The sequence below is a fragment of the Kangiella geojedonensis genome, assembly GCF_000981765.1.
Taxonomy (GTDB): Bacteria; Pseudomonadota; Gammaproteobacteria; order Enterobacterales; family Kangiellaceae; genus Kangiella; species Kangiella geojedonensis.
Map to the genome: position 1 here is coordinate 1304543 of NZ_CP010975.1, position 25544 is coordinate 1330086.

Consider the following 25544-nt stretch of genomic DNA (forward strand, 5'->3'; position numbering starts at 1 on the left):
GAATTCAGATGGCTTCGATTAAAACAGAGAACAACATTTAACGAATTAGTGCTCGCCTTTGTCTTTCTCTTCTAACTCTTCTTTAGCTTCTTCAAGCTCTTCTTCAGCTTCAGCTAAAGCCTCTTTCGAGTCAGCTTTCGCTTCCTCTAAAGCTTGCTCTGCATCGTCTAGCATCTCCTGAGCTTCTTCTTTTGTAGCATTATAAGCATCAGCAGTTGCTTCTTTAACGTCTTCCGCTGCTTCAGCAGTTGCGTCAGCGGCATCAGAAGCCAGTTCTTGAGTTTTATCGACCGCAGTAGCTGTAGCTTCTTTCGTTTCTTGCCAAGCTTCACTGCCTGCGTCTTTCATCGCTTCCATAGCTTCTTTACTTTCTTCTTTAGCTTCCTCTTGTTTTTCATCACTACAAGCGATCACCAAAGTTGAAGCCAAAAGCGCAATAGCTAAACGTTTCATCGAGCTAACCTCCTCATTTATTTAGAAAATTCCTGTAACTCGAATTAAGTATGCCACGCGCTTTATGTTTAGCAAAGTAAAATTCTTTAAACTGTGAATTACTGTTTTGCTAAGAACAACCAAGTTTCTAGTACTGTGTCTGGGTTCAAGGAAACGCTATCAATGCCTTGCTCCATCAGCCACTTGGCGAAATCTGGGTGGTCTGAAGGACCTTGACCACAGATACCAATGTACTTGTTAGCTTTCTTACACGCCTTAATAGCGTTAGCCAGTAGTACTTTAACGGTTGGATCACGTTCATCAAACAAGTGAGAAATAATACCTGAGTCACGATCCAAGCCTAACGATAACTGAGTTAAGTCGTTAGAGCCGATTGAGAAGCCATCAAAATACTTTAAGAACTCTTGAGCCAACACAGCGTTCGATGGCAACTCACACATCATAATGACGCGTAAACCATTATCACCGCGCTTCAAGCCATTCTCTTCAAGCAATTCCATCACACGCTTTGCTTCGCCCAAAGTTCGAACGAATGGGATCATAATTTCAACATTGTTGAAACCCATCTTATTGCGAACACGCTTAATCGCTTCACACTCAAGCTCGAAGCAATCACGGAAGTCCTCAGAAATGTAGCGAGAAGCACCACGGAAACCTATCATAGGATTCTCTTCATGTGGCTCATAAAGGCTGCCGCCGATTAAGTTAGCATACTCATTCGACTTAAAGTCTGACATACGAACAATGACTTTTTCTGGCGCAAAAGCACAAGCAATGGTTGAGATACCCTCGACCAATTTGCTGATATAAAACTCTTTCGGGTTGGCGTAACCAGACATCTGCATAGCAATAGTCTTTTTAAGATTATCATCTTCCAGCTTGTCATAGTTTAAAAGTGCTTTCGGGTGTACACCGATCATGCGGTTGATAATGAACTCTAAGCGCGCTAGACCGACACCAGCATTAGGATATTGACCGAAATCAAAAGCACGATCAGGGTTACCTACATTCATCATGATTTTAAATGGCAGGTCAGGCATATTATCAATTGAGCTTTTATTGATTTCGAAATCTAGTAATCCTTGATAAATGTTACCCGTATCGCCTTCCGAGCAACTCACCGTAACTTCGGCACCGTCTTTAATACGATCCGTAGCATCACCACAACCCACTACCGCAGGAATACCAAGCTCACGAGCAATAATCGCCGCGTGGCATGTACGCCCGCCGCGATTAGTAACGATAGCTGCGGCACGCTTCATCACAGGCTCCCAGTCTGGGTCTGTCATGTCAGTCACTAAGACGTCGCCTTTTTGAACGTCCTTCATTTGATCGATAGAGCTAATCACACGCGCCTTACCTTTACCGATACGCTGACCGATTGCACGACCTGTCGCAACTAGCTCAGACTTGTTCTTTAGCTGGTATCGCTCGATGACGTTTTTGTCTGAGCGGCTTTTTACCGTTTCAGGGCGAGCCTGAACGATGTACAACTTGCCGTCAGCACCATCTTTAGCCCACTCAATGTCCATCGGACGCTTGTAGTGCTTTTCGATGATCATCGCTTGCTTCGCTAACTCTTGAACCTCTGCATTGTTAATACAGAAATTCATACGCTCATTATGCTCTACGTTTACGGTCTCAATACTTTTGTCATGCTCGTTATTATCCGTATAAACCATTTTAATGGCTTTACCACCAAGGGTTTTACGCACGATGGCCTGACGACCTTGCTCAAGCGTTGGCTTATAAACATAGAATTCATCAGGGTTTACCGCGCCCTGAACGACTGTTTCGCCAAGACCATAAGCACCGGTAATAAAGACCACATCTTCAAAGCCAGACTCAGTATCCATAGTGAACATCACGCCGCTGGCAGCGATATCACTTCGAACCATCTTTTGCACGCCAGCAGAAAGAGCAACTAACTTGTGCTCAAAACCTTGGTGAACACGGTAAGCAATGGCGCGATCGTTAAACAAGGACGCAAACACTTCTTTAAGCGCTTTCATCACATTGTCTAAACCACGAACGTTAAGGAAGGTTTCTTGTTGCCCTGCAAAAGAAGCATCTGGTAAATCTTCAGCGGTCGCAGAAGAACGAACAGCTACAGCAAACTCTTCATTAGAGTCGCCTTTTAATTTGTTATAAGCATCCGTGATTGCCATTTCCATTTCTGGAATAAAAGGCGTTTCCATAACCCAGCCACGGATTTTTGCACCAACTTCAACCAACTTTTCAACGTCATCAACGTCTAATCCATCCAGCTCGTTATTAATTCTTTCGTTTAGGCCACTTTGCTCCAAGAAAGCTCTAAAAGCATCAGCTGTAGTGGCGAAACCGCCAGGTACACTAACACCCATGTTGCTTAAATTACTGATCATCTCGCCTAAAGACGCGTTTTTACCACCTACGCGCTCGACGTCGCCCATGCCTAACTCTTCATACCAAAGTACGTACTTATCCAAAGTATTTCTCCCGTTGCGGTCTGTAAATTAAAGAAAATTGCCCTCTATCCCAGCGGCTACTTGCTGAAAACAGGCGTAAATGCTTAAATTCACACACTCATTGGTCATTAAAGGTCGCCATTTTACTGGTTATTGCACAAATATGAAACGTACAGTCTTCTTTATTTCAGATCGAACGGGTATAACCGCCGAATTGCTTGGCCAGTCACTCACTGCCCAGTTTGAAGATCATGTTGAGTTCACCTACCACACCATCCCTTTTGTCGATGATGAAGATAAGGCTTTGGCAGCGGTAGCACGAATCAATCAAACCGCCGTGCGTGATGGCGTCCCTCCTTTAGTGTTCGAAACCATTGTTCGTCCTGAGATACGGGAAATCATTTTAAAGTCAGAGGCGATTCTGCTCGACTTCTTCCACACTTACATTGGGCCTTTGGAAAAAGAGTTAGGGGTGAGAAGTTCATTTAGTGTGGGTAAATCACACTCTACAGATGACTTACAGGCCTATGATACTCGTATGAGCGCCGTTAACTTCGCGCTTAATAACGATGATGGCGCAACCACTAAGCAATACGACCAAGCAGACATTATCCTAGTGGGGCCTTCTCGGTGCGGTAAAACGCCAACCTCGCTCTATTTAGCCATGCAGTTTGGAATTTTCGCCGCCAACTATCCATTTACCGATGAAGATTTGCCCAATATCAAACTCAAAGATGGCTTAGCAAAAAACCGCCACAAGCTTTACGGTCTAAGCATTGATCCGATGCGCCTGCATGAAATTCGTACCGGCCGCCGCCCAGACAGTAAATATTCATCATTCCAACAGTGCATGTTTGAAACTCGTGAAGTCGAGGCTCTTTATCGACGTGAAAAACTACCGTTTATCAATACAACTTCTCGCTCAGTAGAAGAGCTTGCGGTAAAGATCATGAATGATACAGGAATAGAAAGAAGGATTTTCTAAGTAGGCTTAATCAGTGCACGACAACTATCCAATTAAAAAATCCCCGACTTATGCGGGGATTTTTTTTAAGGCTTAGACCTCTTCTACAACCAGTGCCATCCTTTGCCCAATAGGGACATTATTATTTGGGAACACAATAGCTTCACCATCGTTTTCGACAATATACGGCTCCTCAGGGTCGCTGAGTAGCTCAAAACCTTTATCAAAACTACTGAAGTTTGCTAAATCATCATCCACATTAAGGTGTGAATCATCACTGATTCTTACTAGCTCACGTTTTACTTTAAACAGCCTCTGGCCATTGGTTTTATAGCGAGAACTGTGATCATAGCTATAGCTGGAGTCGACCAATGCCCGCAGCGTTTTTTCGGCATCTGCAAAGTCATCGCGGTTATTGGCCCCGAATGGTTTCACTTTGCCTAACTCAACCGTAATACTGTCTGCTTTAAAATTACTGCTCGAATGATACGAGAATACCGTACTTGGTTTGTGGTAAAGCAGGATGGTATTGACGCCAAAATCCTGCATAAGGTTCAACACCGCAGGATTATGCTCACGGCTATCCAAGTAGGGATAAATAGCAAATTTTTGATATTTAGAGGCTCGAATAGCAGTGTGTAGATCATAATGTGAGCGAGTATCGTTGGCGCAGCTTTGAGCGAAAAAGTCACTCACAGCTTGCTCCAGTCTCTTGGCTCGCTCTACCTCACAAATCTCGTCACGTTGTTCCCAGTATTGTTTCCACTCGCCGCTAAACATACGGTTCAGGTTAAAATCAATAAACCGTTCTTCTTTGAGCATCGCTTGTGGATGTCCGATCATAATCAGTAAATGACACTTTAGAGCCAGTTGGCCATTCAAGAGGTCATGAACCATGTCTGACACAATTTCCATGGGGGCGGTTTCATTACCATGCACACCGGCAGAAAGCGCTAGATACTGTTGCGACTCTTTCTTGGGTTTAAATTCGATGATGCCCACATCATGAAAAGTCACCTCAAAGTCTTCTAATGCCATTGAAAAAGGCTTATGCCCCTCGAGGTGTTCTCGTACAAAATCTAATAAATTAAATGTCTTACAAAACTCGCTGATATTCATGCTTTATCGGTCTTATTTGTCGTGTTGAAAAGGTGGTACCAATAGCTGAGGATCTAGCCTTGAGCTGTACCAATTGATACGCCAATCAAGATGAGGGCCTGTTGCACGCCCAGTTTCACCAATGGTTGCGATCTTATCGCCCTGCTTCACTTTTTGGCCATTCTCAACATCGATAGAGTTGAGGTGAATAAAAGTCGAAGAGACGCCATAACCATGATCGATGATCAAGGTGCCCCCAGAATAAAACATATCATCATACGCCAAGCGTACAGTACCGTCCGCGGGAGCTACGACTTCAGTTCCTGTAGGTGCAGCAACATCCACGCCGTAATGCGGACGCTTGGGTTCGCCATTCAATACCCGCTGGCTGCCATAGAAACCGCTCAAGCGCCCTTCTGCTGGCCAGATAAAGTCTTGCATGAAAAATTCATCTTTGCTGGTATTTTTACGGGCCTCTGCCACCAAAGCCCCTTCTTTACGAATTCGCTTCAATACTTCAGGCTTCATAGGGTTTACTTTTGACGGCGGTAAACCATCAATTCGCTCAATATTATAATCACGCTTACGAACGAACAATTTTTGTACTTCTTTGCTGTCACCATTTGTGACGGTTAGAGTCGCGGTGTCGGGCATATCACGATGTAAACCAAAAACAAAATAACCGTCAGGTGTTAATTCTAGGTCGGTATCTTCGAAAGTGACCTTTGAGCCTTTAGTGGCTTGCCCGATAACTAAGCCACCCTGAGTAAAGTCACCTTTTAAAGAAAGTAACAATGGTTCTTGTGCTTTTAGCGTAAAGCTAAAAAGACTGAATACTATAATGAGAAGGATGTTTTTAAACATAAATACTATTCCTAACTAACCAACGGTTTGACTAAGATTGATGACCGATACCGATTGGATCATCGTCATCATCTTCGTCTTGTAATTCGACTTGTTCAATTTGGACAAACCTTTTGGTGATTTTATCCGCAGTCGTATCAATATCTTTGGCACTTTTCGTTAAGCGATCAATATGAGTGTTCAACTTGCCCCAGCGATCTTTGAAGCGACCAAATTCAACCGAAAGCTTGCCGAGGTGCTCTTGGATAATATGTACCTGCTTACGGGTGGCCTCATCTTTAAGCACAGCACTGGCAGTTGTTAGCAACGCCATCATAGTTGTCGGCGACACCATCCAGACTTTATTTTGCTGCGCAAACTCAACTAACTCAGGGTGATGCGCATGTATTTCTGCAAAGACTGCCTCCGCAGGAATAAACATCACAGCTCCAGTGGCTGTTTCCCCATCAATAATATACTTGCTGGCAATATCTTTAACGTGCTTCTTAATATCCTGCACAAAAGCACGATGAGAAGCATCACGCTCAGGCTTCGATAATTCGACGTCCACCATTTTCTGGTAGTTTTCCAGCGGGAACTTGGCGTCAACACCAATCACACCAGTTGGTTCCGGTAGGAATAAAGCACAGTCAACTATCTTGCCATTCGTGAAGGTATGCTGAAATTTGTAGTGAGTCGTTGGCATCACATTAGACACCAATGATTCTAATTGCACTTCTCCAAAGGCACCGCGTGAACGTTTGTCAGAAAGGATTTCCTGCAAACTGACCACATTGCTTGATAATTCAGTAATTTTCTTCTGTGCATCATCGATTAGCGCCAAGCGCTTTAAAACGTCTTGGAAGGTTTTCGTGGTTTTCTCGAAACCATCCGCTAGGCGTTTCTCAACCTGCCCACTGATTTCTTTTAAACGATCGTCGGTTGATTGAGTCAGCCCTTTCATGTTCTTTTCAAAAGTTTCTCCATGACTTTTGAGACTTTGCGTCAGTTCTTCGCGAACATCCTTAATGCCTCGCCTAAACTGTTCATGCAGTTGAGCCTGAGATTCTTTTTGGTTGGTATCAATTTGTTCTTTAAGCTTAAAAATGTCTTTTTGAAGGTTATCTTTAAAGCCAACCAGCTCCTTTTGAAGTTGATTTTGAAAGACTTGGAATGACTCGCCCAGTTTTATCTGGTTGCCTTGGAGTTTTTCGATAAAGTTTTCAGACGAGCGTTGGCTCTGTTCAGCCATACGATGCAAATCAGCTTTTGCGTAATCAAACGCCATGGTTTGCTTCTGTTCAAGAGCCTTGATCGCTTCATGCGCTCCGCCATGAGACTCAGCAATGACCTTAATCACTTTATTCTGTCGCAGGACAGCCACGAGTAAAGCGAGAATCAATACGATAATGACGCCTAAGATCAAGGCAAGTGGTAAATTGTTAGTAAGAAAACTGCTGAAATCCATTACAAAGTTCTATGAATAATACTATTCAGTCAGTGTAACAAAATCACCATAAAAAAGTAGTGTTTGATACGAGTAGCTTCACCGAATATGAAGCTATAAAGATTCAATATTTCTCAAAACCCCGGCCGCCTTGTTCAATATTAGTTCTTTTTCCTCTTGAGCCTTTTTATTCCAAACACTGTATATCATGTTCATTCGATGATTCTGGCTTAACTTTTCTTCATTATGAGCAATAAAGCGCCAGTACAAACTATTGAGAGGACAAGCGTTTTCTGAGTGCTTTTCTTTATGGGAGTATTCACAGTCCTGACAATAGTCGCTCATTTTATGAACATAGTTAGCACTGGCAGCGTAAGGCTTGGTAGCAATAATGCCACCGTCTGCGAACTGGCTCATGCCACGAGTATTGGGCATTTCAACCCACTCTATGGCATCCACATAAATACCAAGATACCAGTCGTCGACTTGATCGGGGTCAATTTCAGTCAGCAAGCAAAAGTTACCCGTGATCATGAGTCGCTGAATGTGGTGTGCATAAGCGTAATCGAGCGATTGGGTAATCGCCTCGGACAGGCAACGCATTTTTGTCTCTCCCGTCCAAAAGTAACTTGGAAGTTCACGCTTTGCATTAAAATAATTCTTCTCTCTATAATCTTCATGAGTCCAGTAGATACCACGGACAAATTCTCGCCAGCCAATGATTTGCCTAACGAATCCCTCGATCTGAGCAATGTCGATATTATCGTTTTGCTCAAAAGCTTTTATTGCTGTAGATATGACCTCTTTTGGCGACAGAATTTTCGCATTAAGGGCGAAAGACAGTCTTGAGTGATACAAAGACCATTTGTGCTGAGACGCTTTAGTCATCGCATCCTGAAATTGACCAAAACGAGGCAAGCAGCTTTCACAGAAGTGCTTTAATAGTTTACGAGCCTGCTGTCTTGTGGTTGGCCATAATAACAACTGATGGGCATTACCAAAGGTTTTAATATTATGCCGTTCTAGCCTTTTCAAAATATCACTGACATCATTCGCAAAAACTAAGGGCTCGGGAATAGCCTCAAGATCAGACTTTTTTAGTGTATTACGGTTCTTTTTATCGTAATTCCAGTCACCTCCCAGCGGTGTATCACCATCCATCAAAACCGAATATCTTTTACGCATCTTGCGATAAAAGCTTTCCATACGGTTATGCTTGTCTTTATGAAAGTACTGGCCAAACTCAGACTCATCTAGGTAAAAGTGTTCTGTGCTGTAGGCTAAGACTTTGCACCCCTCTATTTGGAGATCTGCTAGCTGATCTCGTAATCGATATTCATCAGGGAGCTGATATGAGAAAACTTTTGCGTTGTACTTTTCAATTAAGCTCTCTATCAAATGAACGAGATTTTTATAGGGTTCTGTATCATCTAGGTTAAGATAAAGACATTCATGGCCAGCTTTCTGTAAAGCTTGAGCAAAGTGATTCATGGCATCAAAAAATGCACAGATCTTTTGTACATGATGCTTAGTGTATTGCGCTTCCTGATGCAATTCTGCTAACACATATAAGCAGCCATCTTGTTTTTCCTGAAACCAGCTATGCTTGGCGTTTAATTGGTCACCAAGTAATATCCGTATTTCATCGTACTGAGGCATCAAGCGTTTCTAACTTAACTATAGAGTACTTTTAATGAGCTTACTTTAAAGAATTACCGTAACTCACTCTTTTCTTGGCTTTACGTAAACCAGCTCCCCCACCATTTCCGTTGCCTGGTCTGGCTTCATAAGCCTCTATCGGAAAAGTAATAGCTACATCAATAGAGGGGAAATTTAACCTCAAGAGTGATTGTTCAGCTACCGTAATAAATCTATCAGCTCTATAACGAAAAGCTGTCGACCTAGTGCTTTCCTCAACTAGGCTTACTCCTAGTGTCAGCTCAATAAAGCTAACAGCTTGGCTAATTTGAGTTAAACCCAATGGTGTAGTTGCTTGCAACAAAACGACATCAGTATCTTGCTCTGGGGCCGGCTCTACAACGATAAGCGCATGGCTAGAGAAGGATAAGGCTAACAGTATTACAAAAAGTACAGTTTTCATGGTGTTCTCCTAACAAATCAATTCTTAATGGACGGTTCTCATAAAGTCGAATGGTATTAATTCATCCGCCAAGTGATCCAATAACTGTGCATCATGAAACTGTTTTGAGAATAGCTTAAGCGTTTCTACACACTCATTGGTTTTCAAATCGACTAACAGGAGATGCTCACCATCTTTGATGTATTGCTCATACTTACTCAGTGAACTGTTTTTAGACTCCAAACCAAGAAGCCCACCCAGCCATGTACAAAAGCCGATAGAAATCAGAGTGGCAATAATTGAAAGCATTGATACAAACTCCCTTTTGATGAAATTAGACTCCGTGAAAACTATATATATCAATACCGATAACAATAGTCCAATAAAAGCCCCGAGTAAGCTGCCTTTGATAATATTAGTCTTGTACCAGAAATTTGCAGTATTGACGCCCCTTCTCAAGAACTTAGACTGCATTTTAGAAACAATATGTAAGCAGTCAGGCCTAAGCCCATGTTTTAACAAATAGCAGTAAGCGTTTGTTGCTGTCTCAAAACTCCGAATTTTGTATATCAATCTACTCATGATGTAACCCTCAGTGTGTTTTCATTTATTATTTATATTTATTAAAGAGTGATTTTTTTGTGAAAACTCACAATAAGAAGATTAACTTCAATTAATATAGTGAGAAGAAATCAACCTATAGTAATAATTAACCGTCCAATATAGGCTCTATATTTGAGATATGAGCTTTAACCCCAAGTAATTAGTATGCAAAGGTGAGGAGTGTCTAAACAAAACTTTCACCCTAAGCACTTATAATCGTTACACACTCTCTAAGATTAGGAGAAACAATGAAAACAGCAGCATATGCAGCACAATCCGCAGACTCAGACTTAGGCCCTATCGAGATCCAACGACGTCAACTGGGTGAAAACGACGTCCATATCGATATCGAATACTGTGGTGTTTGCCATAGTGATATTCACACGGCTCATAATGACTGGGGCGGAACTGTTTATCCGGTCGTTCCAGGTCATGAAATCATTGGGCGTGTCAAAGCCGTTGGCTCGAAAGTTTCCAACTTCAAAGAAGGTCAATTAGTCGGCGTCGGCTGTATGGTGGATTCTTGCCAGACTTGTAGCGCTTGTGATGACGATCTAGAGCAATACTGTGAGAACGGTGCTGTGATGACTTATGGCAGCGAAGATCCTATTCTCGGAGGCCCCACTCACGGTGGCTATTCGGATCAGATCGTCGTCGATCAAAAGTTCGTGTTGAATGTTTCTGAGAAGCTCGATACAAAAGCCGTTGCGCCGCTCTTGTGCGCTGGCATCACAACCTACTCTCCGCTTCGCCAGTGGAACGTTAAAGCAGGCGATAAAGTTGGTGTCGTTGGCTTAGGTGGCCTCGGCCACATGGGCGTAAAAATCGCAAAAGCCATGGGCGCTGAAGTTGTGATGATCACAACCTCTCCAGAGAAAGGTTCTGATGCGAAACGTCTAGGCGCTAGCGAAGTTCTTGTCTCTAAAGATAAAGATGCGATGAAGCAACAGGCAGGCTCATTTGACTTTATCCTTAACACGGTTCCAGTATCTCACGACTTAAACCCCTACGTTAATTTGCTCAAGCGCGACGCTACCATGGTTATCGTTGGCGCATTAACGCCTCTACCGGAACTCAGCGGCGGTGGTTTAATTCTAGGGCGCAAACGAATCGCGGGCTCACTGATTGGTGGTATCGCTGAAACTCAAGAAATGCTCGACTTTTGCGCTGAACACGACATTGTCTCTGACGTTGAAATGATCGATATGCAGGACATTAACACGGCGTACAAGCGTGTTATGGACTCAGACGTCAAGTACCGCTTTGTTATTGATATGAAATCCCTGAAATCATAAGGAGTTTTTTTTATGAAAAAGCCCAATGAAATTGCCTATAAAACGAAAGCGACCGCCACAGGTGGTCGTTCAGGCACAGCAAAATCTGAAGATGGTAAACTAGAAGTCACCTTATCAACGCCCAAAGAACTTGGTGGCGCGGGCGGCAATGGCACCAACCCTGAGCAATTGTTTGCGGCAGGTTATTCAGCCTGCTTTATCGGCGCCATGCAACACGTTGCTGGCCAAGAAAAGGTAAAGTTACCCGAAGATACTACGGTGACCGGAGAAGTTGGCATCGGCCCTACCGATGGTGGCTTCGCCATAGACGTCGAATTACAAGTTTCAATACCAGGCATGGACAAGTCTGAAGCTGAGTCACTGGTCGAGAAAGCTCATCAAGTCTGCCCTTACTCAAACGCTACCCGCGGCGGTGTTGATGTCAGGTTGAAAGTTGTTTAATCAATAACTGACCACATGAACTAAATGGCACGGCAACGACCGTGCCATTTTATATAAGCCTAACAAGAATAAATTAATTACCCTCTGGATTTTCAAAACCGAACCGCGCACCCTCTTCCCAAGCCTTTCGATTATTTCCTTCATTGGGTATCCCTCCTGAATCCTTAAGCATCTTCGCGAGGTGCATGCAATTCCATGTCATGATAGTGGTGTTACGTTGCGTAAAGTCATTGTCGAAGCCAACACGCTCGCCGCCTTCTTTCTCGTCGCCATACGAGGGACCTGGGCCAGCCTCACCAATCCAACCACAATCCGCTTGTGGCGGTGTCGTATAGCCTAGATGATTCAAAGCGTAGCCTATGCTCATTGCAGTATGTTTAATACCGTCTTCATTTCCGGTAATGACGCAGCCTCCGACTTTCCCATAATAAATAGACTGACCTTTATCATTAAGCTGCCCAGACATGGCATACAACCTTTCGATTAAGATACGGCATAGTGAGCTTTCTTCACCAAGCCAGAGAGGCGTACCGACTATCAGAATATCAGCAGAAATCACCTTTTCCCACAACATCGGCCATTCATCACGCTCCCACCCATGGTCTGTCATATCTGGATACACTCCAGGCGGGACTACATACTCTGCCATATGCAGATAATCTACCGAGACACCATTCTTCTTCATAATATCTGCGGAAGCGTTAAGAAGTAATCTCGTATGACTCTCGTCCGCTTTTTTCTTTAGTGAAGTATTAATAAATAACGCTTTTAGTTTTGAGAATTTAGACATGCTTAAACTCCGTTATATAAGGCGGAATAAAACGCATTATGACATGAGTGATATTCTTCGTTACCAATAGACTAATCGAAAAATTACTAAATAGAAATTACTGGCTATTAATAGAGTGATGATTGAAGCAGTTACTAGTTTTCTCAAATAATGGTGCGATGAAGAGCTGGAAGCTCAGAATTGCACGATTATAAGGATATAGGAGACAGAACGGCCTTAGATAATAACTTTGTTATGGCCGAAGTAGTTTGGGTGTGATTTTTGTGCAGGCAATAAAAAACCCCGCCGTAGCGAGGTTTTCAAATAATGGCGCGCGTGGAAGGATTCGAACCTCCGACCGCCTGGTTCGTAGCCAGGTACTCTATCCAACTGAGCTACACGCGCATCGTTTTGTGGGGCGTATTATGCCACCCGTTTTTTAGAAGTCAACGAACTTTTAAAATAATTTATTAAAAGTTATTTACTTCTTTTTGAAGCTAAAAAAGCGTTTAAAAATCAGTCGCTTTTTAGTTTCTCCGTCACTATTTACTGAGTTAGTAAATAATGGCGGTGAGGGAGGGATTCGAACCCTCGATACCGGATTAGGGTATACTCCCTTAGCAGGGGAGCGCCTTCAGCCGCTCGGCCACCTCACCGTTGACGCGGACGGAATGTTACCTTATTCAGGATAAAATGCAACACTCCAATCCAACTTTTTTTAATAATTATAGTCGTCGTCTGAATTATTACCTGGTTGATTTGGTTGATAATTCTCCATTTGCTTTTCATGTTGAATACGCAAATAGATTTCTTCACGGTGAACAGCGACTTCTTTTGGTGCATTAATACCGATACGAACCTGATTTCCTTTAACACCAAGTACCGTTACAGTGATCTCATCACCAATCATCAGCGTTTCGCCAACGCGTCTTGTCAAAATTAACATTCCAGTCTCCTCTATCCTAGAGAGCACTCCTGACTAAATCCAAGTCGCTCTCAACTATCTACAAATTTTAAATCTACAAATTCAAAAAATATTTCATGTAAAGAAAGCCGACACTAACGTCGGAAGTCGCGAATTCTATCAATAAATCGCTTTCAAAACTATAGTTTTGCGCATCCAGTCACAAAAATACTTTCTGTTACAAGAATACCCTGTTCAAATTCAAATGTATATCGAGCCTTCTTAAGAAAGTTTCTCTAATACCCACGGTTTCACAGATTCTAGAGCCGCTGGTAGCGCTGCAGGGTCTTTACCACCTGCTTGTGCCATATCAGGACGTCCACCACCCTTGCCTCCAACTTGCTCAGCAACCATTTTAATTAAGTCGCCCGCCTTTACTTTAGAGGTCAAATCCTTACTGACGCCAGCGATTAAACTGACTTTGTCGTCACCAGCAATACCTAACACAACAATGCTAGAGCCAAGTTTGTTTTTCAGTTGGTCTTGCATATCTCGAAGCGCTTTTGGCTCAATACCTTCAAGTTTAGACACCAACAATTTAACACCATTGATCTCTTCGGCATTCGAAGCCAAGTCACTACCTTGGTTCGACGCTAACTTGCTTTGCAATTGTTGGATTTGCTTCTCTAGTTGCTTTGACTTGTCGAGTAATTGCTCAACTTTTTCGACGGATTGCGCAGGATCGCTTTTCAGCAGTTTACCTAGGCTATGAAACTTACTTTCAGATTGTTGCATCCAAGCAACCGCTCTTTCGCCTGTAATCGCTTCAATACGACGAACGCCTGCCGCAATACCCGTTTCAGAAACGATTTTAAACGGACCAATATCACCAGTACGTTTGACGTGAGTACCACCACAAAGTTCGACTGAAAACGGCGACATGGTTAAGACTCGAACCTCATCACCATACTTCTCACCAAATAAAGCCATAGCACCCTGCTCTTTGGCTTCGTCCATCGACATCACCGCGGCTTCTACGGAATGGTTCTCAAAAATCTTTTCGTTGACCATGCGCTCTACGATCGCTAAATCTTCACGCGATACCGCTTCAGGGTTCGAGAAATCAAAACGCAGACGGTCAGGATCATTTAGCGAGCCTTTCTGTTGAACATGGCTACCTAAAACCTCACGCAGTGCCGCATGCAACAAGTGGGTCGCTGAGTGATTACGCATAGTACTTTGACGTAAGCCACCATCAACATTAGCGTTTAATTCAGACTCATTCGTGATATCACCTTTATCGACATAGCCAATATGGGCAATGGCATCACCAATATTTTGAGTATCTTCGACAACAAAATTCGCGCCACATCCATACAAGTAACCTTTATCTCCAACTTGACCGCCTGACTCAGCATAAAATGGTGTTTTCTCAAGAATGACAATACCTTTATCGCCTTCACGCAGGCTCTCCACAGGTTCGCTGTCTTTCAAAAGCTTGACCACTTTCACCTGCTGGCTCAAATAGTCGTATCCCGTGAACTCAGACTTTTCCTCTAACGTCAGCGAATCATTGTAATCAACACCAAAGTTACTCGAAGCACGAGCACGTTGACGCTGTTCCTCCATCGCTTTTTCAAAGCCGTCCCAATCAATCTCAAGACCTTTTTCGCGAGCAATATCAGCCGTTAAATCTTGTGGGAAACCGTAAGTGTCATAAAGCTTAAATACCGTCTCGCCTGAAATCGTTTTATTCTTGATGTCCGAGATGTCCGCCTCAAGAATTTGCATGCCTTTATCTAAGGTCTTAGCAAAAGCGTCTTCCTCTTTGGCTAGAACACCTTCGATGATCGACTGCTGTTCTTTTAACGCTGGGTAAGCCTCGCCCATGATATCAACCATCGCCTGCACCAACTTAGAGAAGAAGTTGCCTTTAGCGCCAAGTTGATGCCCATGGCGAATTGCGCGACGAGTAATACGACGAAGCACATAACCACGCCCTTCATTGCTCGGCACGATACCGTCAAGAATCAAGAAGCAGCATGAGCGAATATGATCCGCGATAACACGCAACGACTTATTGTCTGAGTCTTTAACGTTTAGTAAGTCTGCGGTTTGCTTGATCAAGTACTGGAAAGTATCAATTTCGTAATTGCTGTGAACGCCCTGCAAAATCGCAGAAATACGCTCTAGCCCCATGCCGGTATCGACTGATGGCTTAGGTAGTGGCTCCATAGTGCCGTCTTTATGACGGTTATACTGCATGAATACCAAGTTCCAGATTTCAATATAGCGATCACCATCTTCTTCCGGTGTTCCTGGAGGGCCGCCCCAGATATGTTCGCCGTGGTCGTAGAATACTTCTGAACAGGGTCCACAAGGCCCAGTATCGCCCATGGCCCAGAAGTTATCTGAGGCATAGCGCTCGCCTTTATTATCCCCAATACGGCTGATACGGTCTTCAGGGAAACCGATATCTTTTGCCCAAATATCATAAGCTTCATCGTCTTCAGCGTAGACCGTGACCCAAAGCTTTTCTTTCGGCAATTTAAAGACGTCGGTCAATAGCTCCCAACAGTAACCGATAGCTTCTTTTTTGGAATAATCACCAAAACTAAAGTTACCGAGCATTTCAAAAAACGTATGGTGACGTGCAGTGTATCCTACGTTTTCTAAATCATTATGTTTGCCGCCAGCACGCACACAACGCTGGGAGCTTGTCGCTCGGGTGTAAGAACGCTTGTCAGTGCCTAGGAAGCAATCTTTGAAAGGCACCATACCGGCGTTGGTGAATAATAAAGTCGGATCATTGGCCGGAATTAGTGGCGCACTCTCCACGACTTTGTGACCGTTCTTTTCAAAAAACGCTAAAAAGGCTTTGCGGATATCATTTGTCGTCATTGTCTTAGCTGTCGTACTCACTTTAAATTAACCTTTTACTTTACTATTCACGCTTAAATAATTGTTTAACAATGACTTTTAACTAAAACAAGTCAAAGTCATTATCTTTCGATTCATTCTCTGAGACAGGCCCAGAAGATAGTGCATGGTTGATCATATCGAAATCGAAACCACGGTATTGTAAAAACCGAGTTTGCTTCGCTCTAAGCTTCATGTCAGAACCCGGCGCTTGATTGTACTTTTTGCGCCACGCCATAACAGCAACTTTATACCAATCGATAGCCAGAGTTTCAAAATGGAGGTTGATCGCTGAATCTTCAATGCCCTTTTGCCGTAACTCTTGGCGCACTCTGACGGGTCCGTAGCCGTTTTGGGATCGCTGTCGGATGAAACTTTGTGCAAAACGCTCATCACTTTGCAGGCCACGCTCGGCCAGTCGTTCAAGGTAAGCCTCAACTTCTTCGCCTTCAAACTCACGGAGTTTTAGTTTATCAATAAGCTCACGCCGGGAATGTTCCCGGCGTGCTAATAAATCCATCGCGATAACTTTATAGTCGCGTGGTGGCTTTTTAAAGCCCATAAACGAATCCGTTAAAGAAAGACCAAAGCCGGATTACGCCTCTTCAGGCGCTTCTTCTTCATCGGAAGGCTTGGCAGTCACAAGTAACTTGTCACGCAAAGTCGTTTCAATCTCTTTCTTGATCTCAGGATTATCTTTCAGGAACTGAATAACGTTTTGTTTACCCTGACCAATCTTGTTGCCTTGATATGAATACCAAGCACCAGATTTCTCAACCAACTCTTGCTTCACGCCCCAGTCCAGAATCTCACCTTCAAGCGAAGTACCTTCGCCGTATAAGATTTGGAATTCCGCTTGTTTAAACGGTGGCGCTACTTTGTTCTTAATCACTTTGACGCGAGTTTCATTACCGATAATCTCGTCGCCCTGCTTGATTTGGCCAATTCGACGAATGTCCAAACGAACTGAAGCGTAGAATTTTAATGCGTTACCACCTGTGGTGGTTTCTGGCGAACCGAACATCACACCAATTTTCATACGAATTTGGTTAATGAAAATACACAGTGTGTTTGAACGCTTGATGTTTGCCGTTAACTTACGCAAAGCCTGTGACATTAATCGAGCTTGAAGACCCATGTGCGAATCGCCCATCTCACCTTCAATCTCTGCTTTCGGCGTTAAGGCTGCAACCGAGTCCACAACAAGGATATCAACCGCACCAGAACGAACCAACATATCAGTAATCTCAAGCGCCTGCTCACCCGTATCTGGCTGAGACACAATCAAATCGTCTAGATTAACGCCTAATTTTTCTGCATAAACAGGGTCTAACGCATGCTCCGCGTCGACAAACGCAGCCGTACCGCCTTCTGCTTGACAGCTTGCGATAGCCTGTAGTGCTAACGTTGTTTTACCCGATGATTCAGGACCATAGATTTCAGCAACACGGCCTTTCGGCAAACCACCAATACCTAACGCAATATCCAGACCAAGGGAGCCTGTCGAAATCGCCCCGATCTTGGCTACCGAGCCATCGCCAAGACGCATGATCGAGCCTTTACCGAATTGACGCTCGATTTGACCTAAAGCAGCACCGAGCGCTTTCTTTTTGTTGTCATCCATCAAAATTACCTACTGACTGAAATGTTATAAGAATTGAGAAAATTAGACTGATTATTCCACAAACAGCGTCGAAAAGTAACCTGTGATTTCCCGATCAAAGCTAAGAAAATCACCCTAATAGCGGTAAGCTATTGATGATTGAGTTTAACTGGTGATTATTTGTACAATCCGTTTAGTATTAACTTAAACTAACCACAAAGTCGCGAATACCATTGAGTAACATTTGAGTGGCAAGGATAATCAAAATCATCCCCATCAAACGCTCAAGGGCCCTAGCACCCTTCTTACCGATTAAAGCCATCACTTTAGGCGACATGATCAGGATTATGGTCGTCACCAGCCAAGACAGCAACAAAGCCATGCTCCACTCGTTGATTTGACCCGGTTGGTTAGAGCTCAATAATAGCAGGACGGCGATAGTCGAAGGTCCAGCAATCATCGGCATTGCTAAAGGCACAATAAAAGGCTCTTCTTCCTCGACTTCATCGCCCGGCTCGCGGCGTCCCGGAAAGATCATGCGCAGTGAAATAATAAATAACAGAATACCGCCTGCGATATTCAACGAGGACTGGGTCAATCCTAAAAATGCGAGGATTGAGTTACCCGCGAACAGAAAGCCTAAAAGAATCAACAAGGCGATAATCAACTCACGCGCCATCACCTTAACGCGCCTTTTCGGCTCTACATTTGATAGAACCGCATTAAATACTGGTACATTACCTAGTGGATCCATAATTAAAAACAATGTCACCGCTGCCGTAGCAATATCACCCCAATTCATAACTAATCCCCAAAACGACAAAACTTTGCCCATCCTAATTTCAATTCACCAGTGTCGCAAGTGATTGATTATTAGAGAAACAATTTACAAACCATTTAAATAGCGCTATTAATAGAGGTCTGATCACTTAACAACAGTAAGACCATGAGCGAAACCAACATTTTAAGCCGCCCACCACTGGCTTTTACACTCAAAAAGTACGCCTATGGCATGTTTCTCATTTCTGGGGCTGTGCCTTTTATTGCCTTCGCTCTGGCTGAATCACAGTTACTCTCGCCAAATCAAGCACCCTACTTTATTCTGCTGTTCTTCTTTGGAGTTATTCCAGTTCTTGATGCACTATTAGGCCGCGACAGTCTCAATGCGCCACAGGAATTGACGAAAGACATCTCTAACGAATGGTTCTACAAATCACTAACGCTACTAACAGTCCCTGTCATGTTTGCAGTGCTAACACTGGGGCTACTACAGTTCGCCAGTTCGGAAATACAGGTCTCTGGTCAAATGGGCTGGGTGTTGGGAGTTGGCGTGGTCAGTGGTGTTTTGGCGATTAATGTTGCTCATGAACTGATTCATAAAGACAGTAAGCTGGAGCGCTTTTGCGGTGGATTGTTGTTGAGTTTAGTGTGTTATAGCGGCTTTAAAGTCGAGCATGTGCGCGGCCATCACGTTAACGTCTCAACGCCCGAAGATCCTTCTTCCGCCGACTATAACCAAACCTTGTATCACTTTTTGCCCAGAGCCATATGGCACAACATCACTAATGCTTGGAAACTTGAGGCGACTCGGTTAAAACGCAAAGGTAAATCAGTCTGGAGTTTGGATAACGAGTTGTTCACTTGGTACGGACTCAGCGCGCTATGGGCAGTTGTGTCATTTATCGCTTTTGGCTGGTTGGGCTTAGCGTTCTTTCTTGGTCAAAGCATCGTCGCCTTTGTGTTACTCGAGATCATTAACTACGTCGAACATTACGGATTACGCCGTAAGAAGCGCGACAATGGCAAATACGAATACGTCACGCACCACCACTCGTGGAATTCTAATTTCTTCCTAACTAACATTCTGTTGATTCACTTGCAGCGCCACTCGGATCATCATGCTTTTCCCAAGCGTCGCTACCAAGTCTTACGTCATCACGAGGACAGCCCACAGTTACCAGCAGGCTACGCGACGATGGTATTATTGGCTTTAGTGCCACCGCTATGGAAAAAAGTCATGAATCCGATTATTGATAAGTACTATAAATAAGGTGGGTTACTAGGTTTGTCATTCCAAATTTAATTTGGAATCTTGCCCAATCCAAATAAGATCCTGAGTCAAGCTCAGGATGACAAACTTTTACAGAAACCTAAATTGTGGCCAGCGGGAATAGCTTTAGGTAATTTGGGATATATGTAGCTCTAGAACAATTTACTGCCCATATAAATCCCCATACCAACCATCATTAGGTTCTCAGTTAAGGAAATAAAACCCAGCGGCACATTATTACCACCGCCGACACAGGCACACTTCAATTCGCGCTTGTCGATATAGACCGCTTTAAACACTGACACGGCACCCACCGTACCGATAAACAAAGCAATCGGCGCAGAAAGCCAGATCAAAGTGCCCGAAACCATCAGTACACCAGCAAGCCCCTCAGCGAATGGATAAACATAACCATAAGGCACCCAGCGCTTGGCTAATAAGTCATAGTTCAAGAACATGGTGGAGAACTTTTCGACATCCTGTAGCTTGAGCATTGCCAACAACACCATCGAAAAGCTCACAAACCACTCGGCTGTTTTAATCGTAAACGCATCGCCTGAGCTCGAAAAGCTCGCCGCAATCGCTGTTAACGCCGCCATCACAAACAACACAATTACCGGACGATACGTTTTCTTGTCCGGATCCTTAACTATCTTACCAAGATGTCTTCTTAAGTCTTCATAACCACCAATACGCTCACCATCAATAAAGGTCTGCGGCGTTGTTTCCACGCCATGCTTTTCCTTAAAAGCATCCGTTTCCTCACGGTTGGCTAAAATATGATCCTCAACCTCGAAGCCCTCGCGCTTTAGCAAATCCTTAGACTTTAAGCCAAAAGGACAAGTGTGTTTATCCGTCGACATGCGGTAAAGCTGCGCCGTCTTCTTATTGGTAGTGCTCATACAATCAATACTCCTTCATTCAAAAGAATTGTGCATATAACTTGATTCAAACAATAAACACACTATAAACTCTGTACCATGGTACGGAGTCAAGCATTCTTTATCAAACCCTAACTCGGTTATAGGTTTAAACTAAAGTAAAATTTAGGACTACAGCATGTTAACCATTGGCAAATTAGCCAAAGAAGTGAATATCGGCGTCGAAACCGTCCGCTATTACCAGCGCAAAGGCTTAATCGAGGTTCCCAACAAAACGGAAGGCTTTAGAAAATACAGCGCAGACGACTTACGACGGCTGAAATTCATCAAAGAAGCCCAAAAAGCAGGCTTCACACTTAATGAAATCAAGGAACTATTGGCACTAGACACCAGCCACGACCATGAACGAGCTCAACAGCTCGCGAGCGCCAGAATTAAAGAACTCGACGCAAAGATCGAAGAAATGCAGCAAGCCCGCGACCGGCTCAAAACCCTATTTCATCAGTGTGAAACAAGCGGAACGCATAAACCCTGCGCGATTTTAAAGGCTTTTGAGGTATAAAAGTATCGTCATCGCAAAGAGAGCAAAGCTCAACGCGGCGCTCTCTCAAAGAAAGACAACTTAATGTTTCATAAGGATAGCCACGGATTTTTTTAAATCCTCGCAATGACAGGTTATGCAAAATAATGCTGAGCTTGCGAAGTTTTCGTTATCACCTTTGTTCTTTTACCTTAATAACGATTAATTTATTGCCAATAGACTAACTTTATTTCTGAATAAATGTATTTCTAAATAAGTTTTTTATCGGCCCTTTTTCTTTACTATATGATGTACATGGGTAAGGCCCACCATTACCTGTACGACCCAAAAGGTAACTAACGGTTTCGGATGCCACTTCCCCATTTTGTTGATCTATAACTTGATACACCGAGCGTCCAATTACTGGCTTATTACGATTGTCCGGTTTTATGACACTCTTTGTCATGGAGTGTTTATAACGAGCTGTAGCTTTATCAATTTTTTTTGCAGCAAAGCACTTTCCCTCAGGCAAGTCTTCAAAATTATATTCCTTTGTCATTTTGACATTACAAAAGGGATCCTGAGATGTTGAAATATATACGCCAAAAGCCATTTTCAGGTAAATATCGATGATTTTCTTGAGTATTGTTCATCTCAACATACTCAAATCCGTATGATATCATGTTCAACCAACACAACCCGTTACAAGACTCATAATATAAACCTTCAGCTTCTACTTGCTTATTGATCACAGTCCCCGCATCTTCCTTACAGAGTTTTTCAAGCTCATCATGCCCCATGGAACACCCAGTTAACATGACTGCGAGTCCAGCACTCCCTAACAATCCTAATCTCACCTTTTCTCCTTTCACCGTTACTAAAATCATTTATCATATAGCTTTGCAGGTAGTAAAGGCAGCACCATGAAGCAGCTCCTGCATTAAGCACACTGCTTTAAACCTATTAAAAGTGTTCCAAGACCCACCCTACAGAATATTCAACCGTCGCTTGCCGAATATCAGCTCTTGAGCCTTTAAGCTGCAATAGCTTACTTTCTACGCCTTCGTTATCGGCGTATCCAATCCAAACAGTGCCGACAGGTTTATCTGGTGTACCGCCGTCGGGGCCTGCGATACCGCTGACAGATATGGCGATTCGATTTTTACTACCTGCTTTTTTAAATGCGCCAACAGCCATGGCTTCGACGACTTCTTTTGAAACAGCGCCGTGTTGCTCGATAAGCTCCTTTGGAACATTAAGCATGTCATGCTTCGCTTCATTGGTGTAGGTGACGAAGCCACGATCAAACCATTGTGAACTGCCGGGCAATTCGGTACAGGAAGCGGCGATTAGGCCACCCGTGCAGGATTCTGCTGTGACTAGCATTAAGTTCTTTTTCATTAATAGGTTAGAGAGTTCTTTTAATAAGCTTTCTAAGTCAGAAGAATCTACTTCTTTTTGTAAATCGGGCAATCTTCGTCTACCTCTTTTGACTCAAATCCGTTAAGCTATGGGCTATAAATTTGTAGCCGACGCTAGCCAATATTAGAACTAAGAATAGGCGCTAACCGTCACTAACGCAACCTAAGAACGAATCACTCAAGCATGTCTAAAGCTGAAATTATTAACGACGAAGCCTTACAGCATCACACCCCGATGATGCGTCAGTATTGGCGTTTAAAGCAGGACCATAAGGACTACATGCTGTTTTACCGCATGGGCGACTTTTATGAGTTGTTTTATGACGACGCTAAGCGTGCGGCAGAGTTACTCGACATTACGCTAACAAAGCGTGGTTCATCCGCTGGTGAGCCGATTCCAATGGCAGGCGTTCCCTTTCATGCAGTGGATTCGTATTTAGCTCGAATCGTAAAACTTGGCGAGTCAGTAGCAATCTGTGAGCAAGTGGGCGATCCTGCCACCAGCAAAGGGCCTGTCGAGCGTAAGGTTGTTCGAATTGTCACGCCTGGAACGCTGTATGACGAAAACCTGTTAGATGCCCTTTCAGAAAATATTCTGGCTGCCGTTTATAAAAAGCATCAACAGTATGGTCTCGCCTGCTTAGACATGGCGAGCGGTCGCTTCTGGCTTTCAGAATTCGATAATGAACTGGCAATTCAGGCCGAGCTTCACCGCGTTAAGCCCGCCGAGCTACTGCTCGCCGACAATCAGCAGGATTTAAGCCACTTAGTTAAAAGTTCGGTTCAGTGGCAACCTGACTGGGAGTTCGATTACGAGCAAAACCTCGATAAGCTGCTCAATCATTTCAAGGTCAAAAGTTTAGCTTCTTTTGGCTGTGAGGATTATCGCTTAGCGGTCTCAACCGCTGGCGTGGTGCTGGAGTACGCCAAAAAGACTCAGCTCAATGCCCTGCCTCATATTCGTATGTTGCAACGACTTTCCGACGCGGATCACTTGGTGCTCGATCCTGCGACGCGTAAAAACCTAGAGTTGACCGAAAACATCCAAGGCCAGTCGCACAATACGCTGTTTGAAGTCATGAACAGCACAAAAACGGTCATGGGCGGTCGTTTACTTAAGCGTTGGTTGCACAGCCCTCTGAGTAAAAGAACCTCTGTTGAAAAGCGACTTGAAGCAGTTTCAGCACTGAAAAACGATTTAGTTTATAGCGACCTCCAGTCGCACCTGAAAGAGATTGCCGATATCGAACGCATCGTGACTCGATTAGCGCTTGGCAGCGCCAGTCCGCGCGATTTAAAACGTTTAGAACAAGGCTTACGAAAATCTGAAGACATAAAAGAATACTTATCGTCTCATCAAGTTCAGTTGCCACTGGTCGAGTCGATTAAACCATTGCCGAATGTTCAGGAGTTATTAGAGCGCGCCATTATCGAGCAGCCACCGATGGTCATTCGCGACGGTGGCGTTATCGCTGAAGGCTATCATACCGAACTCGATGAACTGCGAAATCTCGCCAATGATGCCAGCGACTTTATGCTGCAACTTGAGCAACGTGAAAAAGAGCGCTCAGGCATTAATACGCTAAAAGTCGGCTACAACAAGGTTCATGGTTTCTACATTGAGATTTCACGCGCGCAAAGCGATTTAGCGCCAGCGGAATACGTACGTCGTCAGACGCTGAAAAACGCAGAGCGTTTTATCACGCCAGAATTGAAAGAATACGAAGAAAAGGTGCTCAGCAGCAAAACTCGCGCCTTAACGCTTGAGAAACGTCTTTATGATGAGCTGGTGCAACAACTACAAGAGCATGTTGCGGATATCCAATCGACAGCTGCTGCTATCGCTGAGCTCGATGTCTTCGCCTGTTTCGCTGAACGCGCAGAGAACCTTAACCTATCGCGCCCTGAATTTAGTGATAATACAGGTATCAGTATCACTGCTGGTCGACACCCAGTGGTCGAGTATCACAGTAAAGAACCTTTTATCCCAAATGACTTAGAGCTTTCACCCAATCGACGCTCGTTAATTATTACAGGCCCGAACATGGGCGGTAAATCGACCTACATGCGTCAGGCAGCGTTAATCACCTTGCTCGCTTACACAGGCTCTTTTGTTCCAGCAGAAAGCGCCACTATCGGTCCTATTGATCGCATTTTCACACGAATTGGGGCCTCTGATGATTTGGCCAGCGGTCGTTCAACCTTTATGGTCGAAATGTCGGAAACCGCAAATATTCTTAACAACGCAACTGCAAACAGCCTTGTATTACTCGACGAAATTGGCCGTGGTACCAGCACCTTCGATGGACTTGCCCTCGCCTCGGCAACCATGCGTTATATCAATGAGAAACTTAACTCTTTGACGCTGTTCGCGACTCACTACTTCGAGCTAACGCAACAAATACAAGAGTGGCAAGATTGCGCTAACGTCCACTTTGGCGCTAGCGAGTACGAATCCGAACAAACTGGCTCTACAAAGTTGGTGTTCTCGCATCAAGTCGCCGAAGGACCAGCGAACCAAAGTTACGGTATTCAAGTCGCACAATTGGCGGGATTACCGAATGCAGTCATACATAATGCCAAAGCCCTGTTGAGCTACTTCGAGCAGAATGGTACTCACAACGAGCAAGCTCAAGAAGTCATGCCGCAGCTGGACTTACTGGAAGAAACCGAGGTTCAGACCCAGGTGCCAAACGAAGCTTTGCAACTGCTTGAAGACATCGCGCCGGACGATTTATCGCCACGCGAAGCACTGGAACTATTGTATAAGTTAAAAGAATCGCTAAAATAACGCTGCTACAGGCAA

24 protein-coding genes and 2 tRNA genes are annotated in these 25544 nt (G+C 44.0%); 6 read left to right on the forward strand and 20 right to left on the reverse strand.

What is annotated here, in order from left to right; translation table 11 throughout:
• Window positions 1-45 precede the first annotated feature (45 nt).
• Together TQ33_RS05760 and ppsA are read right to left on the reverse strand one after the other, a co-directional pair.
• Window positions 46-453, reverse strand: coding sequence for a hypothetical protein (locus tag TQ33_RS05760; RefSeq protein WP_046561212.1), 408 nt, complete (start codon window positions 451-453; stop codon window positions 46-48).
• Window positions 454-551: 98 nt separating this feature from the next.
• Window positions 552-2921 (reverse strand): phosphoenolpyruvate synthase, encoded by a 2370-nt coding sequence (gene ppsA / locus TQ33_RS05765; protein WP_046561213.1) that lies wholly within the window; start codon window positions 2919-2921, stop codon window positions 552-554.
• A gap of 142 nt (window positions 2922-3063) precedes the next feature.
• Between ppsA and ppsR the strand changes: the two genes are divergently transcribed.
• Complete coding sequence (gene ppsR / locus TQ33_RS05770) at window positions 3064-3885, forward strand: posphoenolpyruvate synthetase regulatory kinase/phosphorylase PpsR (protein WP_046562334.1); 822 nt, start codon at window positions 3064-3066, stop codon at window positions 3883-3885.
• 72 nt (window positions 3886-3957) lie between these two features.
• On the opposite strand, the gene astE is transcribed toward ppsR, so the two are convergent.
• The 6 genes from astE to TQ33_RS11965 all read right to left on the reverse strand — a co-directional run bounded on the left by astE (window position 3958) and on the right by TQ33_RS11965 (window position 9641).
• Window positions 3958-4983: a succinylglutamate desuccinylase gene (gene astE, locus TQ33_RS05775; RefSeq protein WP_046561214.1), complete on the reverse strand. Its 1026-nt coding sequence runs from the start codon at window positions 4981-4983 to the stop codon at window positions 3958-3960.
• A 12-nt stretch (window positions 4984-4995) separates the two neighbouring features.
• The gene (locus TQ33_RS05780; RefSeq protein ID WP_046561215.1) at window positions 4996-5826 is read right to left on the reverse strand and encodes a M23 family metallopeptidase; all 831 of its coding nucleotides are present in this window, start codon (window positions 5824-5826) and stop codon (window positions 4996-4998) included.
• A gap of 31 nt (window positions 5827-5857) precedes the next feature.
• On the reverse strand, window positions 5858-7273 hold the full coding sequence (locus tag TQ33_RS05785; RefSeq protein WP_046561216.1) for a DNA recombination protein RmuC: 1416 nt from the start codon (window positions 7271-7273) through the stop codon (window positions 5858-5860).
• Between the two features lie 93 nt (window positions 7274-7366).
• The gene (locus tag TQ33_RS05790) at window positions 7367-8911 is read right to left on the reverse strand and encodes a cryptochrome/photolyase family protein (RefSeq protein WP_046561217.1); all 1545 of its coding nucleotides are present in this window, start codon (window positions 8909-8911) and stop codon (window positions 7367-7369) included.
• 40 nt (window positions 8912-8951) lie between these two features.
• Window positions 8952-9353 carry a hypothetical protein gene (locus TQ33_RS05795; RefSeq protein ID WP_046561218.1) on the reverse strand — a complete coding sequence of 134 codons (402 nt, stop codon included), beginning with the start codon at window positions 9351-9353 and terminating at the stop codon, window positions 8952-8954.
• A gap of 24 nt (window positions 9354-9377) precedes the next feature.
• Entirely contained in the window at window positions 9378-9641 is a 264-nt protein-coding gene (locus TQ33_RS11965) for a hypothetical protein (RefSeq protein ID WP_144405952.1), read from the reverse strand.
• Window positions 9642-10183: 542 nt separating this feature from the next.
• Here TQ33_RS11965 and TQ33_RS05805 point away from each other — a divergent pair.
• Together TQ33_RS05805 and TQ33_RS05810 are read left to right on the forward strand one after the other, a co-directional pair.
• Window positions 10184-11230, forward strand: coding sequence for an NAD(P)-dependent alcohol dehydrogenase (locus TQ33_RS05805; RefSeq protein WP_046561220.1), 1047 nt, complete (start codon window positions 10184-10186; stop codon window positions 11228-11230).
• 12 nt (window positions 11231-11242) lie between these two features.
• Window positions 11243-11671 (forward strand): organic hydroperoxide resistance protein, encoded by a 429-nt coding sequence (locus tag TQ33_RS05810; protein WP_046561221.1) that lies wholly within the window; start codon window positions 11243-11245, stop codon window positions 11669-11671.
• 73 nt (window positions 11672-11744) lie between these two features.
• Here the strand turns inward: TQ33_RS05810 and TQ33_RS05815 are convergent, their stop codons facing one another.
• The 8 genes from TQ33_RS05815 to TQ33_RS05850 form a co-directional block, all read right to left on the reverse strand.
• On the reverse strand, window positions 11745-12461 hold the full coding sequence (locus TQ33_RS05815; protein WP_046561222.1) for a flavodoxin family protein: 717 nt from the start codon (window positions 12459-12461) through the stop codon (window positions 11745-11747).
• 307 nt (window positions 12462-12768) lie between these two features.
• Window positions 12769-12845 (reverse strand) — tRNA-Arg (locus tag TQ33_RS05820).
• Window positions 12846-13005: 160 nt separating this feature from the next.
• Window positions 13006-13096, reverse strand: a tRNA-Ser gene (locus TQ33_RS05825).
• A 62-nt stretch (window positions 13097-13158) separates the two neighbouring features.
• Window positions 13159-13386: a carbon storage regulator CsrA gene (csrA, locus tag TQ33_RS05830; protein ID WP_046561223.1), complete on the reverse strand. Its 228-nt coding sequence runs from the start codon at window positions 13384-13386 to the stop codon at window positions 13159-13161.
• A gap of 240 nt (window positions 13387-13626) precedes the next feature.
• A complete protein-coding gene (alaS, locus tag TQ33_RS05835) occupies window positions 13627-16245 on the reverse strand; it encodes an alanine--tRNA ligase (protein WP_046561224.1) in 2619 nt (872 codons plus the stop codon).
• An 82-nt stretch (window positions 16246-16327) separates the two neighbouring features.
• Window positions 16328-16825, reverse strand: a complete 498-nt coding sequence (locus tag TQ33_RS05840; protein ID WP_046561225.1) for a regulatory protein RecX — start codon at window positions 16823-16825, stop codon at window positions 16328-16330.
• 33 nt (window positions 16826-16858) lie between these two features.
• Window positions 16859-17887: a recombinase RecA gene (gene recA / locus TQ33_RS05845; protein ID WP_046561226.1), complete on the reverse strand. Its 1029-nt coding sequence runs from the start codon at window positions 17885-17887 to the stop codon at window positions 16859-16861.
• 178 nt (window positions 17888-18065) lie between these two features.
• Window positions 18066-18668 carry a YhgN family NAAT transporter gene (locus TQ33_RS05850; RefSeq protein WP_046561227.1) on the reverse strand — a complete coding sequence of 201 codons (603 nt, stop codon included), beginning with the start codon at window positions 18666-18668 and terminating at the stop codon, window positions 18066-18068.
• Between the two features lie 144 nt (window positions 18669-18812).
• Here TQ33_RS05850 and TQ33_RS05855 point away from each other — a divergent pair, with 144 nt between their 5' ends.
• Window positions 18813-19916 (forward strand): alkane 1-monooxygenase, encoded by a 1104-nt coding sequence (locus TQ33_RS05855; RefSeq protein WP_046561228.1) that lies wholly within the window; start codon window positions 18813-18815, stop codon window positions 19914-19916.
• A 152-nt stretch (window positions 19917-20068) separates the two neighbouring features.
• Here TQ33_RS05855 and TQ33_RS12145 read toward each other — a convergent pair whose 3' ends face one another.
• Window positions 20069-20818: a glutaredoxin family protein gene (locus TQ33_RS12145; RefSeq protein WP_046561229.1), complete on the reverse strand. Its 750-nt coding sequence runs from the start codon at window positions 20816-20818 to the stop codon at window positions 20069-20071.
• A gap of 157 nt (window positions 20819-20975) precedes the next feature.
• On the opposite strand from TQ33_RS12145, the gene TQ33_RS05865 reads away from it, so the two are divergent.
• Window positions 20976-21359 (forward strand): MerR family transcriptional regulator, encoded by a 384-nt coding sequence (locus tag TQ33_RS05865; RefSeq protein WP_046561230.1) that lies wholly within the window; start codon window positions 20976-20978, stop codon window positions 21357-21359.
• A gap of 205 nt (window positions 21360-21564) precedes the next feature.
• Here the strand turns inward: TQ33_RS05865 and TQ33_RS05870 are convergent, their stop codons facing one another.
• The 3 genes from TQ33_RS05870 to TQ33_RS05880 all read right to left on the reverse strand — a co-directional run bounded on the left by TQ33_RS05870 (window position 21565) and on the right by TQ33_RS05880 (window position 22790).
• Window positions 21565-21876 (reverse strand): hypothetical protein, encoded by a 312-nt coding sequence (locus tag TQ33_RS05870; protein ID WP_046561231.1) that lies wholly within the window; start codon window positions 21874-21876, stop codon window positions 21565-21567.
• Window positions 21877-21883: 7 nt separating this feature from the next.
• Entirely contained in the window at window positions 21884-22204 is a 321-nt protein-coding gene (locus TQ33_RS05875; protein ID WP_046561232.1) for a hypothetical protein, read from the reverse strand.
• Window positions 22205-22280: 76 nt separating this feature from the next.
• Entirely contained in the window at window positions 22281-22790 is a 510-nt protein-coding gene (locus TQ33_RS05880; RefSeq protein ID WP_071841096.1) for a CinA family protein, read from the reverse strand.
• A gap of 132 nt (window positions 22791-22922) precedes the next feature.
• On the opposite strand from TQ33_RS05880, the gene mutS reads away from it, so the two are divergent.
• The gene (mutS, locus tag TQ33_RS05885) at window positions 22923-25529 is read left to right on the forward strand and encodes a DNA mismatch repair protein MutS (protein ID WP_046561233.1); all 2607 of its coding nucleotides are present in this window, start codon (window positions 22923-22925) and stop codon (window positions 25527-25529) included.
• Window positions 25530-25544 lie beyond the last annotated feature (15 nt).

Bases quoted from the DNA above. Each gene is read 5' to 3' on its own strand.
- TQ33_RS05760 (WP_046561212.1), bottom strand. From the start codon at position 453: ATGAAACGTTTAGCTATTGCGCTTTTGGCTTCAACTTTGGTGATCGCT.
- ppsR (WP_046562334.1), top strand. From the start codon at position 3,064: ATGAAACGTACAGTCTTCTTTATTTCAGATCGAACGGGTATAACCGCC.
- astE (WP_046561214.1), bottom strand. From the start codon at position 4,983: ATGAATATCAGCGAGTTTTGTAAGACATTTAATTTATTAGATTTTGTA.
- TQ33_RS05780 (WP_046561215.1), bottom strand. From the start codon at position 5,826: ATGTTTAAAAACATCCTTCTCATTATAGTATTCAGTCTTTTTAGCTTT.
- TQ33_RS05785 (WP_046561216.1), bottom strand. From the start codon at position 7,273: ATGGATTTCAGCAGTTTTCTTACTAACAATTTACCACTTGCCTTGATC.
- TQ33_RS05790 (WP_046561217.1), bottom strand. From the start codon at position 8,911: ATGCCTCAGTACGATGAAATACGGATATTACTTGGTGACCAATTAAAC.
- TQ33_RS05795 (WP_046561218.1), bottom strand. From the start codon at position 9,353: ATGAAAACTGTACTTTTTGTAATACTGTTAGCCTTATCCTTCTCTAGC.
- TQ33_RS11965 (WP_144405952.1), bottom strand. From the start codon at position 9,641: ATGCTTTCAATTATTGCCACTCTGATTTCTATCGGCTTTTGTACATGG.
- TQ33_RS05805 (WP_046561220.1), top strand. From the start codon at position 10,184: ATGAAAACAGCAGCATATGCAGCACAATCCGCAGACTCAGACTTAGGC.
- TQ33_RS05810 (WP_046561221.1), top strand. From the start codon at position 11,243: ATGAAAAAGCCCAATGAAATTGCCTATAAAACGAAAGCGACCGCCACA.
- TQ33_RS05815 (WP_046561222.1), bottom strand. From the start codon at position 12,461: ATGTCTAAATTCTCAAAACTAAAAGCGTTATTTATTAATACTTCACTA.
- csrA (WP_046561223.1), bottom strand. From the start codon at position 13,386: ATGTTAATTTTGACAAGACGCGTTGGCGAAACGCTGATGATTGGTGAT.
- alaS (WP_046561224.1), bottom strand. From the start codon at position 16,245: ATGACGACAAATGATATCCGCAAAGCCTTTTTAGCGTTTTTTGAAAAG.
- TQ33_RS05840 (WP_046561225.1), bottom strand. From the start codon at position 16,825: ATGGGCTTTAAAAAGCCACCACGCGACTATAAAGTTATCGCGATGGAT.
- recA (WP_046561226.1), bottom strand. From the start codon at position 17,887: ATGGATGACAACAAAAAGAAAGCGCTCGGTGCTGCTTTAGGTCAAATC.
- TQ33_RS05850 (WP_046561227.1), bottom strand. From the start codon at position 18,668: ATGAATTGGGGTGATATTGCTACGGCAGCGGTGACATTGTTTTTAATT.
- TQ33_RS05855 (WP_046561228.1), top strand. From the start codon at position 18,813: ATGAGCGAAACCAACATTTTAAGCCGCCCACCACTGGCTTTTACACTC.
- TQ33_RS12145 (WP_046561229.1), bottom strand. From the start codon at position 20,818: ATGAGCACTACCAATAAGAAGACGGCGCAGCTTTACCGCATGTCGACG.
- TQ33_RS05865 (WP_046561230.1), top strand. From the start codon at position 20,976: ATGTTAACCATTGGCAAATTAGCCAAAGAAGTGAATATCGGCGTCGAA.
- TQ33_RS05870 (WP_046561231.1), bottom strand. From the start codon at position 21,876: ATGACAAAGGAATATAATTTTGAAGACTTGCCTGAGGGAAAGTGCTTT.
- TQ33_RS05875 (WP_046561232.1), bottom strand. From the start codon at position 22,204: ATGATTTTAGTAACGGTGAAAGGAGAAAAGGTGAGATTAGGATTGTTA.
- mutS (WP_046561233.1), top strand. From the start codon at position 22,923: ATGTCTAAAGCTGAAATTATTAACGACGAAGCCTTACAGCATCACACC.